This is a genomic window from Segatella copri, from assembly GCF_019249765.2.
Lineage (GTDB): Bacteria > Bacteroidota > Bacteroidia > Bacteroidales > Bacteroidaceae > Prevotella > Prevotella copri_K.
This window is the reverse complement of sequence record NZ_CP152484.1, coordinates 3,243,148-3,259,768: the sequence shown is the minus strand read 5'-3', so window position 1 is coordinate 3,259,768 and position 16,621 is coordinate 3,243,148. Positions and strand designations below refer to the sequence as shown.

Here is a 16,621-nt window from a genome sequence, read left to right as displayed (position 1 = left end):
TTAAGTTTACACCTTATTATATATATAACATAAAAGATGCATATAATATATTTACTTCAATTTCTCTGCGGCAAACTTGCCCATTGCCTCATATCCCTTCGGATTGAGATGCAGCCAGTCGTCAGAATACTCAGCCTTCAGACGCTGAGGGTCTTTCGGATCGCGGGTCAGCTCATCGAAATCGATGACCTCGTCGAAGGCACCACTTTTTCTGATCCATTCGTTCACGGTCTGTCGCATCGCCTCATGCCAGAAAGAATACCAGCCGTTTCCCTTGGTTGGGGTGATGGTTCCGCCATACACCTTGATTCCCTTAGCCTTGGCTTTCGCTATCAGCACCTTGTAGCAGGCAATCAGGGTATCTGTTACATGCTCATAATTTCCGCTGCAGCTACCGATATCGTTGGTTCCCTCGAAGATGATGAGCTTATCTACGCCTGTCTGTCTCAGGATATCACGGTCGAAACGTTTCATGGCTGGTTCGCTCAATCCACCTTGCACCACGCAGTTGCCACCGATACCGAGATTCAATACGCCGTATGGCTTCTCTGCATTCAGGGCATCCGAGAGGAAATCGGTCCAGCGGTTCTGGTGGTTAGTAGTACTTCCACGGCCATCGGTAATAGAGTTTCCGAGGATAGCTACCACAGGGGTAGCCTTATCGGTCTTCACATCAATTGCAGAAAGATTGTACCAGTGGTCCACCTCCTCGCCATCATCAAAACTCTTATCCATCGGTTTAGGAGTACTATGCAAACCGTTTACTATATAAGATGTGGTACGTGAACCACGATGGGATGTTGCATTCACTGGAGTCTGCTTGCCATAGTCGATGGTAATCGTGAGGCGCTGTCCACTCTTCAAGGCATATTTCAAATCATCTGAGAAGATAGCCTTGCCAGGAGCAATGGTTACATTCTTCTTGCCATTAAACTTGAGATACTTCACGGTCTTACCATTCACAAACCAGTTGCTGTTCTTATCGGTATCTGCAATATACACCGATTTGATTTCTACCGGCTCCTTACTCTGCTCGTTGCTGAGCTTCACTCTGAGTTCCTCTCCGCCAAAAGATACATGAACCACCTGTCGACAAGAACGGTTGCTCAAGCTTTCCTTAGGCATATCTCCTTTACCAGTCCATTCCACTGCAGTAGCCCAAGATCCTTTCCATACCTTCTGGGCAAAAGCTACAGAACTTGACGTAGCCAATACGAGCGCCAGCGATAATATTTTGATTGCTTGTCTATTCATTTCATTGTTATTATGATGCTTTTAATGTTTCTATTGTTGTTGACGATGCAAATTTACTAATAAGTAATGAAATAACAGGTATTTAATAGTTACCATTACTTTTCTATTTGTTTCATACCTGCAAAAAGGGCACAAAAAGATAAAGAAACAAAAAGAAATGAAACATTTTGTTGCATTAGAATTTGTTTCTTTCATTGTTTTTTGTTACTTTTGCAGCCGTAACAACCTATTTTAAACAAGAAAACGGACAGGAAATATGAAGCATATCAGACATTGCCTAACGGCACTCTTCGCTATCACCATCTCGCTCATGGTATGGGCTGACAGTGGTGAGCTCTTCACATCGGGCAAACTGTCAAGTTCGCTTATCAACTGCATTGTGCAGGATAAATACGGATATATCTGGGTGGGAACCGAATACGGACTCAGCAAGTTTGACGGCTACCGCTTTACCAACTATCTGCACAACGAAGAAGACACAACCTCCATTACTGACAACATTATCTCCGACCTGCTGGTAGATAAGAAAGGTAATCTGTGGATAGGTTGTGCCAAGGGACTGATGCGCTATAATTATGAGACGAACGATTTCGCCCGTCTCCAGTTTCCTGATGGCAGAAAGCCACGTATCTATTCTATGGTAGAAAGTCACAATGGCGATATCCTGCTGGGTACTGCAGGATATGGTCTCTATTCTGTAAAAGACAGAAATACCCAGAAAGGAACAGACGACCTTTTCACTATCAGACAGGAAAGGCAATACGCTGAGCGCGATTCTGATGTATTCTTTACCCATATCTACGAAGATAAGCATCATTATCTCTGGCAGAGTAGCCACCTTTCTATCTTCACCCGTTTCATCAAGAAACAAGGCAAGGTGCAGCGCAAAGACTTCAAATCGCCATGCGGAGCACCTGTGGCTTTCATCCAACATCGTCCGCAGACCATGCTCATCGCCTGTATGTATGGCATCGTCTATTATGATTACCGCACAGGCCGCATCGCTGATGCCGGCTACGACTTTGGCGGTTATCAGAATAATGTAACCATCAACAATGCTACCTTCGACCACGAAGGCAACCTCTATATCAGCACCTCTGAGCACGGTGTCCTCATGATCAGAAAGGGAAGCAACAGGGTAGAACAGTTGGAGAACAGCAACAGCAGTTTCAATCTGGCTACCGCCTTCGTCAACGAAATCATCGAAGATAAGGACAACAATCTCTGGATAGGATGTTACAACAAAGGTCTGTACCTGATCAACCAGCGCCAGCAGGCTTTCAACAGCTGGAGTTTCTCTGCACAGAACTACATCATCGGCAGTAGCGTTTCATCTATTGCACAAGGCGAAAATGGTGAAACATGGTGTACTGTACAGAACAGTGGTGTGTTCTGTTTTGATGCTTCAGGCAAGATTATCGCCCACCCTCAGTCACCTGCAGGTACCGGCATCATCTATAAAGACCGACGTGGCGATTACTGGATCAGCAATGGTAGCGCACTCTACAGCTACAACCCTCATACAGGTACATACCAGCAGAAACTCACCTTTACCAGCGCCGGCATCTACTGTATGACTGACGATGCACAGGGCAACCTTTACATTTCTGTATACAGCAAAGGCCTATATATATATAATGTGGAAAGCGGCAAGGTTACCATTCTGAATATGCAGCAAAGAGGCGATAAAGGATTCCTCTGCAACGACTGGGTGCGAAGCATGGCACTCGATCATACAGGCCATTTATGGATAGGAACCTCTAATGGAGTTTCCTGTCTCAATACCCGAACGCTCAGTTTCAAGGATTTCGGATGGCTCAACATTCTGAAAGACAAACAGGCGAATGGTATCTGCGAAGGAAAGAACGGCGATATAATCATCGGTACCGAAGAAGGACTCTATCTGTTTGACAGAAAGAGCAACAAGACGAAGAACTTCCCTCATGCGGAAGCGTTGAAAGGCAAGCAGGTCTGCAGCATCATCAAAGACCAGAAGGGTGACTTGTGGGTAAGTACAACCATGGGCATCTGGCAGTACGAACAGAAGAACAGACAGTTTATCGGGCACATCAACGGCAACGGACTTACTACCCGTGAGTATGTACTGGGCTCTTCCATGCATACCGCCAGCGATCTTATCGCCTTCGGAACCAGTGATGGTATCACAACCTTCTATCCTGACGTAGTCAGAGCCAAGAAGATGGAATTGGGAGATGTACATCTCACCAACTTCATCATCGACGGAAAGCCAATCAACTGTATGGTCAAAGACTTCAGCATTCCTTACTCCCAGAATTCATTCACTCTGGAGTTCTCGCTGCTCAACTACAGGAACACCGATAATATCAGTTTCCAATACCGCATCAACGACGGCAAATGGAACAGCACCAATGAGGGAGCCAATGCCGTAGCATTCAACAAGTTGAAACCGGGCGACTATACGCTGGAGGTGAGAGCTACCAGCAATGGCAGATATTCCAAGAATCCTACCATCATCAACATCAAGGTATGCGACCCTTGGTATGCATCACCCGAGGCATATCTCCTCTATCTCCTGATCATAGCAAGCGTCATCCTATATGTTATCTATACATACGAGCGCCGCCGCAAGGCAGACCTGGAAGAGACCAAGATGCAGTTTCTCATCAATGCCACCCACGATATCCGCTCGCCGCTGACATTGATCATGGGGCCGCTCAACAAGCTGAAAACAAGATTAACAGATGCCGAAAGCAAACAGGATATCGATACCATCGACCGCAATGCCCAGCGCCTCCTGCTTCTGGTAAACCAGATACTTGATGAACGAAAGATAGACAAGAACCAGATGCATCTCCATTGCCAGGAGACTCCGCTCAAGGATTTCCTGCATGGCATCGTATCGCTCTACCGCTTCAATGCACAGGAGCGCAACATCACCCTTGAGCTCAAAGAAGACGAAAGCCTCAACAGCGATAAAGGCAAGCTGAAGGTTTGGATAGACCGCATCAACTTTGACAAGGTTATCTCCAACCTGCTCTCCAATGCCATGAAGTATACCTTTGATGGCGGCGAGATTACTGTTATCATAGGTAAAGACGAAAAGAATGCCACCATCAGGGTAGAAGATACAGGCATCGGACTGAAGGAAGAGAAGACCGACCGCCTCTTCGAACGTTTCTATCAGGGAAACAACAGCAGCGGTCTCCATATCGAAGGAACCGGTATCGGACTCAACCTCTGTAAGGCATTTGTAGAAATGCACGGAGGCAAGATCAAGGCCTACAACCGTACCGACGGCATCAAGGGTTCCTGCTTCGAAGTAAGCATTCCGCTGGGCAACAGCCATCTGCAGCCAGGCGAGATACTGGAAGAAGAAGACAAGAAGGAGCAGGAGATTACCAAAAAGAAAGTACAGGCCAACCGTAACTTCAATATCCTGATAGTTGACGATGACAGCGAGATTGCCCAATACATCAAGACCGAACTGAGCGACTGGTACCGCTTTGAGCGTGCCTGCAACGGCAAGGAGGGTTTGAAGATGCTGCTCACCGGCAAGTACGACCTCGTGATAAGCGATGTGATGATGCCGGAGATGGATGGAATCACCATGCTCAAGAGCATCAAGAGCAACAGCAACATCAGCGATATCCCTGTCATCCTGCTCACCTCAAAGAGCGAGGTGGAACACCGGTTGGAGGGACTTCGCAGAGGAGCCGATGCTTTCCTGGCAAAGCCTTTCGACATGGAAGAGTTGCATATCCTTATCGACAACCTGGTGGATAATGTGCGACGCATCCGCGGCAAATATAGCGGAGCACAGGGCCAGAAGGCGAAGATTGAGCAGATTCAGGTAAAGGGCAACAACGATGCCCTGATGGAACGCGTGATGAAATATATCAACACCCACCTTGCCGATCCCGACCTCAATGTAGAGAAACTTACCGAGGAGGTAGGTATCAGCCGTGCACAGCTCCACCGTAAACTGAAGGAGATTGCTGGTGTTTCTGCCGGAGAATTTATACGTAACCTCCGACTGGAACAGGCGGCACGACTCATCGAAGAGGGGCAGATTAATATCACGCAGGTAGCCTACTCTGTAGGTTTCAACAACCAGACCCACTTCTCTACCGTGTTCAAAAAACACTATGGCATGTCGCCTAGCGAGTATGCTGAAACAAAGAGAAATGAAAAATAAACGACCGCTATACATATAAAAGGTATTTTTTCGTATCTTTGCAGCAGAAACAATAACAATACAAACTAACGATCTGCAAAGATATGAAGAAATACCTCATTTTATTATTTACGGTACTTACATCACTCCATGTTTCTGCACAGAGTGATGGTTCACAGTTATGGCTCGGAAAGCAGTATGCTAACTCATGCCAAGTCATCTCACAGTTGCCTGATGATGCAACAGCCAAGATTGCCAAGCAGGAGTTGGAAAACAACTGGCGTGGCAAGAAAGTTGAGCTCAAGATAGACAAGAGTCTCAACCTGGGCGAGGGCTATAACATCTACGCCCGTCCTGCCCAGCAAGGCGACAACATTCAGTACGAAGCAACTATCACCGCCAGCAATCCTATCGGTTTGCTCTACGGTGCCTACGAGTTAATTCGACTTCAGAACACCGATGCCTACAACACAGGTAGCGGCAATCAGCAGAACTTCAGCAAAGCTATCGATGAGACCGAGAAACCAAAAGTGGGTCTCCGCATTCTCAACCATTGGGATAATCTCGATGGCAGCATCGAACGTGGCTATGCCGGAAAGAGCATCTTCAAATGGGAAGAAATCAAACTCGGCAAAAACGGTAAGGGCGGCAGCATCAGCAAGAGTCTGCACGACCGTCTCATCACCTACGCCCGTGCCAACGCCTCTTTGGGCATCAACGGCAGCGTGCTCAACAATGTGAATGCATCGCCAAAGATGATGACTGCAGAATATATTAATAAGGTGAAGGTCATCGCCAACATCCTGCGTCCTTATGGCATCCGGGTATACCTCAGCATCAACTTCGCTTCGCCTATGGCTTTAGGCTACACCAAGACTGCCGACCCACTGGATAAGAAGGTTCAGCAGTGGTGGAAGAAGAAGGCAAAAGAGATATATGCTACCATCCCTGACTTTGGCGGTTTCCTCGTAAAAGCCAATTCTGAAGGACAGCCTGGTCCTGGCGACTACCACCGCACACATGCCGATGGAGCCAACATGCTTGCCGATGCTGTCAAACCATACGGAGGCATCATCATGTGGCGAAGCTTTGTATATGGTGCTAACCATAAGGGAGAAGACCGTGTAAAGCAAGCTGTCAGCGAATTCAAAGGTATGGATGGCAAGTTCCGTGACAACGTAATTCTACAGTCTAAGAATGGTCCGCTCGACTTCCAGCCTCGTGAGCCATACGCTCCTATCTTCGACAACATCAAACAGACTCCACAGATAGCAGAACTTCAGATTACCCAGGAATATCTTGGTCAGTCTAAGCACCTCACCTATCTCGCTCCAATGTGGAAGGAATTCTTTGGCTTTGTTAATCCAGACAGACTGGTTGGAATCTCAGGTGTAGCCAATATCGGTGATGATGCCAACTGGTGCGGTCATCCGTTCTCTCAGGCTAACTGGTATGCTTTCGGCAGATTGGCATGGAATCCTTCACTTACAGCCGAGGAGATTGCTCACGAATGGCTCGTACAGACCTACGAAAACCAGGACGAGCGATTCACCAAACCGGTAGAGATGATGATGATGACTTCGCGCGAAGCTTGCGTCAACTATATGATGCCTTTGGGTTTGCACCACATCTTCAAGTTCGACCACCACTACGGTCCGGAGCCAGATGGTTTCATCGCAAGTTATCCTTTGGAATGGTGTCCGGTCTACTATCACAAGGCTGATGCTCAGGGTGTAGGTTTCGACCGGTCATCCAAAGGTACAGATGCTGTCGGTCAGTACCCAGAACCATATCGCAGTCTGTATGATAACATCGAGACCTGTCCTGAAGAATATCTTCTCTGGTTCCATCATGTGCCTTGGACTTACAAGATGAAATCAGGCAGCACCCTCTGGCAGGAACTCTGCATGAAGTACAACATGGGTGTGGCGATGGTAGAAGTTTACCGCGACTTCTGGCATACCTCAGCCAAGCAGTATATGAAGGGGCACGAGCAGGAATGGCAACATACAGATTCTCTGCTCAATGTACAGTTGGAGAATGCAAAGGAATGGCGCAATACCTGTCTCAAGTATTTTCAAACCTTTTCTAAAATGAAGATTTATGAATAAGATTGTATTATCTTTTCTTGCATTATTATGCTGCATCAACATACAAGCTGGAGTGAAACTGCAGAAGCAAGGCTCTGCAACCCAGCTTGTTGTCAATGACAAGCCGATGCTTCTCCTGGCTGGTGAGTTGAGCAACTCTGCCGCAACGAGTCCTGCCGACATCAGGAAAGCATTGAAACAGATGAAGAATAGCGGAGTCAACTCTGTCTTCGTTCCTGCATATTGGGAATTTGTAGAACCTAATGAGGGCAAATATGATTTTGCACTCGTAGACAGCGTCATCACAACTGCCCGTAAGCATGACTTGAAGATTGTCTTCCTATGGTTTGGTGCCTGGAAGAACTCCATGAGCTGCTATGCTCCACTATGGGTAAAGGAAAACACCAAGCGTTTCCCTCGTTCACTCACAGAGAATGGCAAGCCATTAGAGATATGCACAGCCTTCAGCGATAACCTGCTTCAAGCAGACAAGCGAGCATTCTGCGAACTGATGAAGCACATTAAAGCAGTAGACAGTCAGGAGAATACCGTTATCATGATGCAGGTAGAAAACGAAATCGGCATGCTCGAATCTGCCCGCGACCACTCTCCTCTTGCCGAAAAAGCTTACAGACAACCCGTTCCTGCTTCATTGCTCAAGGCACTCAAGCTCAAGAAGAAAGGTACATGGGCAGAAGTTTTCGGAACAGACCGTTATGCTGACGAGAAATTCCAAGCATATTATTATGCCAAGTATGTAGAGCAGCTAGCCTCAGCAGGCAAAGCCATCTACAATATTCCGATGTATGTAAATGCAGCAATGAACAGTCGTGGCAGAAAACCAGGCGAATATCCATCTGCCGGACCACTTGCCCATCTGATTGACATCTGGAAATGCGGTGCACCAAGTATCGACATCTTTGCACCAGATATCTATGATACCGGTTACAAGGGATGGGTAGAGAAATACAAGCGTGCCGACAATCCTTTCTTCACTCCAGAAGTGAAATGCGATATCAATAGCGGCGTAAAGGCATATTATACCTTCGGCGAAACAGATGCCATCAGTTTCAGTCCGTTTGCTCTCGATGAAGCTAACTACAAGGTGAAGAACAATCTCAGACGTTCATATAAGGTTATCGACCAACTCTCTCCTATCCTACTTCAGCATCAGGGAAAGGGAAAAAACTGGGGTTTACTCTTCGATCAGGAAGATAAAGAGCGCATCATTGAAGATGGAAATATTACCATGACCTGCCGTCATTTCTTCACGCTACCATGGGATCCTCGCGCTACAGATGGAAGTAAATGGCCAGAAGGCGGTGGCTTAATCGTGAAACTAGCCAAGAACGAATACATCATAACAGGTAATGGAATCGTCGTAGTTTTCCAGAGCAAGACAGAAAAAGCACAAGCTGAAGAAAAGAAACTTGGTGAGGACGGATTTGTTGACAACGGTGGAACCGAAACAAAGAAACGAACCGCTACTTTCAAAGGCAAGCGTATCGGTATCGGATATGTAGACCAGGTTGAAGTAGACAAAAACGGCAAATTACAGTTTATTCGTCGTGATAATGGCGATCAGAACCACCAGGGGCGCCATGCCCGCATCTCATGTGGAGACAACAAAATACTTCACATCAAGCTATACGAATACTAAATATATATATAATAAGGTATAAAGGGAATCTGCACTGGACAACTTCCGCATCGTGCCTATCACAGCCGTAAGCGTTTCTGATTTCTAATCCATCCACAGATTAGTAAAGACGAAACAAGATAATTAATCTTTTAAAGAGAAAAATCATGAAAATCTGTCGTAATCTCACTTTTTTCCTGAGATTACGACAGATTTCTCGTTTAAAAGTTGTCGTAATCTTGCTTTTTTTCTGAGATTACGACAGAATTCTCGATTTATGTACTTCCCTGAAAAAGGTTGTCACTTAGGAACAAACAGAAGTGACAATGAAACGTAAGACAAGAATTGAACGTGTGTATAATGAGGACACTGGTTGGTTTGAGACCCGTGAGGTAGAGTTGAATAGCTACTCTTTTACAGATGATGATCGTATCATGATAGTTCGAGAGTATATGGAGAGTGGGCTCCCAGCAGAAGAAATCATCAAGAAATACTATATAAGCAGTCGTACAGTGCTATTTTCTTGGATGGATAAGTTCTTAAATGAAAAAGATTTGTTATCTTTGCCGCCAGAAGACCAAAACCGTGACGATATGGCAAAGACAACAAATGAACAGTTGAAAGAGAAAGATGCAGAGATTAAGCGTCTCCGCAAGGCTTTGGAGTTAGAGAAGCTTCGCTCTAAGGCATTCTCCACCATGATTGACCTCGCAGAAGAAACCTTCAATATTCCTGTGAGAAAAAAATCTGGTACCAAACAGTAAGCTTGCTCCGCACAGAGTGCCAGAGCCAAGGTTTAGGCACTCTATGCGGGCTGTTTGGTTTCACCCGGCAAGCATATAATAAGCGCAATGTCTCTGACGGCTTTGCTGAAGAGGCCATTGAGTCTATCATCATTGAAAAGGCACGTGAGTATCGTAAGTCGAATCCTGGCTTAGGAGCTGCAAAGTTGCATGCCATATTGAAACAGATGTTTGAGGATACTGGCTGCTTCCCTGGTCGTGACGCATTTATTGAGATGCTGCGTAAGCATGGACTCATGGTACGTATAAAGCGCCGTAGGCGCTATAAGACAACAGATTCCGACCATAATTATCGCAAATACCCAAACCTGATTAAGGGAGTAGTTCCTACCCATCCGAACCAGATTTGGGCAAGTGACATCACCTATGTTGAAACCAATGAAGGTGTGTGCTATCTCTCGCTTATAACAGACCTGTATTCCCATAAAATCGTTGGATGGGCTGTTGGTCCAACATTAGAAACTGTATATCCATTAGAAGCGCTTAAAATGGCATATAAAAGCATTGATGAAGAAACTGCAAAAGGACTCATTCATCACTCTGACAGAGGAAGCCAGTATTGCAGTCAGAATTATGTATCTATCCTAAAAAGTCATGGCTCACAAATATGTATGACTCAAACAGGAGATCCTTTGGAGAATGCTATAGCAGAACGTGCAAACGGCATTTTAAAAACAGAATGGCTTTATAGAATGACAATTCCTACTCGTAAAGTATGTAAGAAGGAACTGACCAGGATTATTGCGTTTTATAACGACGAAAGACCGCATATGAGTATCGGTAATCAAACACCATCAGTTGCACATACTCAAGTGGGGCCACAGCAGAAAATGTGGAAAAATCCTTGGGAAAATTCTTCTAATTAGTTGAAAATGTGTATCTTTGCATTTGAAAGAATATCATCACCGTAACCTTTCTAGGGATAGCTCCTTAAAAAGAGTAACCTAGTTAGGTATAATGGGTATCCGCTGACAACCCATATAGTGATAAAAATAAAAATGCGTAACTCATTTAGTGATAAGAAAAATAGATAGTAACAAATTTAGTTTAACCATCCTAAAGGTGACAACTTTTTCACGTATAAGACATTAAGCCCCTAAAAGTCCTTAGGAAAATGTGATGATTTAACAGAAAAGTCCTTAGGAAAATGTGATAAATATACTTAAAAGTCCTTAGGAAAATGTGATTTTCCTTGCGTAATTCACTGTTTATTAGCATCTTTGCCAAAACATAATTTTTAGCGTATGGAAAGACTACTTATATCCCAATTGTTAAAATGGAAAGACAGTCACGGAAAGAAGCCACTCATACTGAAAGGTGCAAATCAAGTTGGTTCGCACCAGTCTCTTGCCATACGAGAGAAACAATAGTTCAAAAACCATCAACATCCCCCTCTATATGCTCTTTGTTCTAGACAAAGAATTAAAGGCAGGAAGTTAGTATTTCAGCGAAAGCGGCAGTTTTTGACAAAACTGCCGCTTTCGCTTGTTTTTCATAAGCAAATGTGTATAAAAACCGCATATTTATAATAAAATGTCGAGCAAAGTGCAACTTTTCTAGAAAAAAGTTTGGTGATTTCCTAAAAAATGCTTATTTTTGCAGCCGATTAAAAATATTATTAAATTTTAGTGAAGTTTGAGATACTTCCCTATATATAATAAGGTATCGCAACATACCCACCCCTACCAGTTCGGGATAAGAGTTGGAGACAAGAAATGAGCCCCCACGCTCAATAAAAGTTGGGAGGATATGTAGTGAGAAAGAAATATAAAACATTATATATTTATTAATTAGGGATGCTCGTAAATCAGTCAAAAACAACCTAACGATCTAATTGTCAGTGTTATAAGAATTTTGTATCTTTGCATAAAATAATAAAAAATCCCCCAAACTGCTTTGACCGGCCTGTTTTGGGGGAAACGAAAAATAATCGTCATGGCAAAGGTACTACAATTTTCTGAAATAACACCAGGTCTTGCGTTCACAGAGTTTGATTTTTACAAAGATTATGAAGAGTCGTTCAAAAAGAGTGAACTCGGACGCTTTCATGCCCTCCTTCCGTTGCGTGAGATGGCCATTAGATTCGGTTTGATTGACTCTGTTCCACGCAGAAAAGTCGGTCGCAAATCTTACTTCAGCCCTGAAGGCAAGGTGGCACTCATGTTCCTCAAGTCGTATACCGGATTGTCTGCCCCAAAACTTATGGAGCAGCTCAACGCCAACATACACTATCAGATATTCTGTGGCATCCGAATAAGTTCAGCCAATCCCCTGACCAACTACAAGCTCATAGATGATATTATCCTTGAACTGTCCAAGCGCCTGAAGATCCAGACTCAGCAGGAGTCATTGGCAGAAACATGGAAACCATACATGAGGAATCTTGATACAATCTATACCGATGCAACGTGCTACGAAAGCAGCATGCGTTACCCCACTGACACAAAGTTGCTATGGGAATGCGTAGAGAAGGTATATACAATGATGTGTGAGGCAAGTAAGGAACTCGGCATTCACCGCATGAGAACGAAGTACCTTGATGTTGCCCACGACAACATGGCCTATGTGAAGCAACGCCATCACACCAACAAGCGTACTCGCAGGATGATCCGTCGACAGTTGGATCTGTTAGGGAAGATTCTCAAAGAGTTAAGAAGACTCGACAGAGAAAATCCCTGCGCAGGAATCTTCTCCGATAAGCAACTCGCAGAAATAGAGACGATAACGAAGATATACCGTCAGCAGCATAAGCATCACGAGAGTGGCAATGCCAAGGAGAGCATTCCTAATCGTATCGTAAGCGTCAACAAACCATACATACGTCCAATCGTCCGTGGCAAGGAAGTAAAGAAGGTCGAGTTTGGAGCCAAGTGTAACAACATACAGGTTGATGGCCTGTCGTTCATCGAGAAGCTTTCGTTCAACGCATTCAATGAGGGTACTCGTCTTGTGCATTGTGTAAAGCTTGCAGAGAAACTCTTTGGAGAGAAGATCACCAAACTGGCTGGCGACTGCAGTTATTCTGGTAATGCCAACCGTTCTTTCTGCAGTGAACAAAACATAGTGACTTCATTCTCGCAGAAAGGCAGGAAGCGAGAAACCACGTCCACTGTCAGCATGGTCAAGAAAGAACTTGCCCGTGTACGAGCCACAGCAATGGAAGGATCCTTTGGAACGCAGAAGGAACATTACGGACTCAAGCGGATAAGCGGCCGAATCAAGAAGACAGAAATCCTAATCATCTTCTTCGGCATCCACACGGCTAATGCAGTACAACTGGCAAGAAGAATTGCAAAAGCGGAACTCCATCAGGCTGCTTAACCTCATATAGCATTATCCTCCATGCAAGGGATAACTATGCCCTGACAAGACAAGAATCGACTAAAATTACGATAAAACTCCGGAAATAAGCAGACGATGGCAACCTCGGAAGGCATACCCTCGTCTATAGATATTGAATTCTTAGAATTAAACGACAACCCCTAATTAATTAAACGAGAGAGATTTATGGAAAAAAGACTCATGACGTTTATTGCCTGCCTCTTCCTTAGTTTAGGAATGGCGTTGGCGCAAACTCAAGTTTCCGGTAAAGTAACCTCTGCAGAGGATGGTGAACCTATCATTGGTGCATCTATCAAAGTAGCAGGTACCAATACCGGTACAGTTACCGATGTTGATGGTAACTTCTCATTGAATGTTCCAGCTGGTGCAAAGTTGGAAGTAACATACCTCGGCATGTTGCCTCAGACTGTAAAGGCTGGACAAAAGATGAAGATTGTATTGGAAGCGGACAACAAGACTCTTGACGAGGTTGTGGTTACCGCAATGGGTATCTCCCGAGACAAGAAAGCCCTCGGTTATGCATCACAGAAATTAGGTTCTGAAGATTTGAACATTGCTGGTACTAGCTCTTTGGCTAGCGCTATGCAGGGTAAGTTGACCGGTGTTGATATCCGTCAGTCTTCTGGTGCTCCTGGTGCATCTGCTCAGATTGTCATCCGTGGTGCCCGTTCATTCTCAGGCGATAACACTCCTCTTTATGTTGTAGATGGTATGCCTATTGCTTCTTCTTCAGACTATGATACTGGTGCTTCTGTAACTGGTGCAGATAATGCAAACCGTTCTATCGATATCAACCCAGACGACATCGAGAGCATCGATGTATTGAAGGGTCAGGCAGCTTCTGCCCTCTATGGTATCCGTGCATCTAATGGTGTCATCATCATTACCACCAAGCGTGGTAAGGCAAATGGTGGTCGCCCTCAGATTACATTCTCTACCGACTTGAGTGCTCAGACTGTCAGCAAGAAGTTTGAGCGTCAGGATATTTATGCCCAGGGTAATGGCATAAATGCTTACAACCCATCATCTTCTATGACTTGGGGTCCTAAGATTGCTGATTTGGCTAACGATGCTACTTATGGTGGTAATACCGACAATAAATATACTCAGGCTTATGGCAAGCACGAGGGTATGTTCTACAACCCTAAGTATGCAGCAGCAGGTCTTGACGGTTGGGCTACTCCACAGATTTATGATAATGTAGGTGATTTCTTTGATACAGGTTTCACCCAGAACTCAAGCTTGAGTATTTCTCAGAAGAATGGCAACTTGGCTTATTCTTTTGGCATCGGTGATACATATCAGAAGGGTATCATTCCTTCTACAGGTATGATGCGTACCACAGCTCGTGGTGCTGTAGACTTCGAGATTAGCAAGGAGTGGAAGACAGGTTTCTCTGCTAACTACAGTTCTACCAAGATTACATCAGCTCCTGGTGCTAACAGTGGTATCATCAACGTGGTATACTCTGCACCTGCAGAATACAACTTGAAGGGTACTCCATATCATGTACCTGGCGACCCAACATCACAGGTATTATTCCGTTCTACATCATTCAACAACCCATACTGGTGGGCAGACAATGATGAGTATCGTCAGCACACCAACCGTGTGTTTGGTAATGCTTACGTAGAGTATCGTCCTAACTTCAACTGGGACAAGGAACGTTACAACCTCGTTATCCGTGAGCAGGCTGGTCTTGATGTATATACTACAGACAATGCTACTATCGCTGAGGTAGGTTCCGCATACAACAACAAGGGTGAGGTAGAGAATTATGGTGTTCAGCGCAACATCTTCAACAACCTCTTCACTGCCAACTTCACTGCTAAGTGGGGTGCTAACCAGGAGTGGGACTTCGGTGCATTGCTCGGTTCTGAGTTCAATCATGACTATGCTCGCACTTGGGATTACGATGGTACCAACTTCGTATTCTATGGTCAGCCTACAATGTCAAATACTACAGTAAAGGCTTATACATCAGAGTACAAGTCTCAGGAGCGTACCGTAGGTTTCTTCGGTCAGTTGTCTTTGAGCTACGCTAACCAGGTTTACTTGACTGTAACTGGTCGTAACGATATCGTATCTACCATGCCGCGTGGCAATCGTAGCTTCTTCTATCCATCCGTATCACTCGGTTGGATTTTCACAGAGCTTCCTGCGTTGAAGGGTAATCACATCCTCTCTTACGGTAAGCTTCGTGCCTCTTTCGCTCAGGTAGGTCAGGCTGGTCACTACTATGCTAACTACTATACTGTACCAACATACGGCAGCGGTATGTATCAGTTCACTCCTATCAGCTATCCTATGAATGGCGTAAGTACTTATGCTCCATACTATGTGAAGTATGACCCTAACTTGAAGCCACAGAACACAGTGAACTGGGAGTTTGGTGCCGACTTGAACTTCTTCGACAACCGCATCCGCTTGGAGTATACAGCCAGCTACCAGGACATCAAGGACCAGATCTTCGATGTACCTACAGCAGGTTCTACAGGTTATCAGTACCTCCGCACCAACGCTGGTGAGATGACTACATGGTCACATGAGTTTGCTATCAACGCAAGCATCATCCAGACCAAGGATTGGGATTTGGACTTGGGCGTTAACTATACACACTTGAACAATAAGGTTAAGTCTTTGGCTGATGGTGTAGAGAGCATCATGCTGGGTGGTTTCGTAGAGCCACAGATTCGTGCACAGGCAGGTTATACTTATCCAAACATCTATGGTGTAGCATTCCAGCGTGATGAGCAGGGCAGACTTTTGCTTCAGAATGGTCTTCCTATCGGTACAGCAGGTAGCCAGAACTTGGGCGAGTGTACTCCAGACTTCAATATGGGCTTCAACTTGAAGGCTCGTTGGAAGCGTCTTACTTTGACTGCAACCATGGATTGGCAGAAGGGTGGCAAGATGTACAATGGTACTATCTTGACATTGAACTACTTCGGTGCAACTAAGGAGTCTCTCCCATACCACGAGGGTACTATGGTAGCTGAGGGTATTGATATTGCAACAGGCAAGCCTAACACCATTGAGGTAAACAAGCAGGATTACTGGATGGCTTACAATAACGTGACTGAGGCAGGTATCTACGATCGTAGCTTCTTGAAGCTCCGTGATGTAACCTTAAACTATCAGTTACCTAAGTTGGGGCACTTGGACATCTCTGTATATGCTTTTGCACGCAACGTGCTCCTTTGGTCTAAGATGAAGGAACTTGATCCAGAGAGTTCTCAGGGTAATGGTAACATGAGTGGTTGCTTCGAGCGCTTCTCTTTGCCTAATACTTCTAGCTTCGGTGGTGGATTTAAGATTAACTTCTAATCTCTGAGCA

General features: G+C 45.0%; 8 protein-coding genes. 7 read left to right on the top strand and 1 reads right to left on the bottom strand.

Annotation, left to right across the window (positions count from 1 at the left end; all coding sequences use genetic code 11):
- Positions 1 to 51: 51 nt before the first annotated feature.
- Positions 52 to 1,254: an SGNH/GDSL hydrolase family protein gene (locus tag KUA46_RS13825; RefSeq protein ID WP_153139637.1), complete on the bottom strand. Its 1,203-nt coding sequence runs from the start codon at positions 1,252 to 1,254 to the stop codon at positions 52 to 54.
- A gap of 256 nt (positions 1,255 to 1,510) precedes the next feature.
- On the opposite strand from KUA46_RS13825, the gene KUA46_RS13820 reads away from it, so the two are divergent.
- From KUA46_RS13820 to KUA46_RS13790, 7 genes are all read left to right on the top strand, one after another.
- On the top strand, positions 1,511 to 5,431 hold the full coding sequence (locus tag KUA46_RS13820; RefSeq protein ID WP_218487453.1) for a hybrid sensor histidine kinase/response regulator transcription factor: 3,921 nt from the start codon (positions 1,511 to 1,513) through the stop codon (positions 5,429 to 5,431).
- Positions 5,432 to 5,514: 83 nt separating this feature from the next.
- Positions 5,515 to 7,521 carry an alpha-glucuronidase gene (locus KUA46_RS13815; RefSeq protein ID WP_218487452.1) on the top strand — a complete coding sequence of 669 codons (2,007 nt, stop codon included), beginning with the start codon at positions 5,515 to 5,517 and terminating at the stop codon, positions 7,519 to 7,521.
- Entirely contained in the window at positions 7,514 to 9,160 is a 1,647-nt protein-coding gene (locus KUA46_RS13810; protein WP_218487451.1) for a DUF5597 domain-containing protein, read from the top strand. The genes KUA46_RS13815 and KUA46_RS13810 overlap by 8 nt, the downstream gene beginning before the upstream one ends.
- 305 nt (positions 9,161 to 9,465) lie before the next feature.
- Positions 9,466 to 9,903 carry a transposase gene (locus tag KUA46_RS13805; RefSeq protein WP_089543290.1) on the top strand — a complete coding sequence of 146 codons (438 nt, stop codon included), beginning with the start codon at positions 9,466 to 9,468 and terminating at the stop codon, positions 9,901 to 9,903.
- A gap of 2 nt (positions 9,904 to 9,905) precedes the next feature.
- On the top strand, positions 9,906 to 10,808 hold the full coding sequence (locus tag KUA46_RS13800) for an IS3 family transposase (protein ID WP_218487985.1): 903 nt from the start codon (positions 9,906 to 9,908) through the stop codon (positions 10,806 to 10,808).
- A gap of 1,069 nt (positions 10,809 to 11,877) precedes the next feature.
- Positions 11,878 to 13,263 (top strand): transposase, encoded by a 1,386-nt coding sequence (locus KUA46_RS13795; RefSeq protein ID WP_094420941.1) that lies wholly within the window; start codon positions 11,878 to 11,880, stop codon positions 13,261 to 13,263.
- Positions 13,264 to 13,449: 186 nt separating this feature from the next.
- Entirely contained in the window at positions 13,450 to 16,611 is a 3,162-nt protein-coding gene (locus KUA46_RS13790) for a SusC/RagA family TonB-linked outer membrane protein (RefSeq protein ID WP_218487317.1), read from the top strand.
- Positions 16,612 to 16,621: the final 10 nt, after the last annotated feature.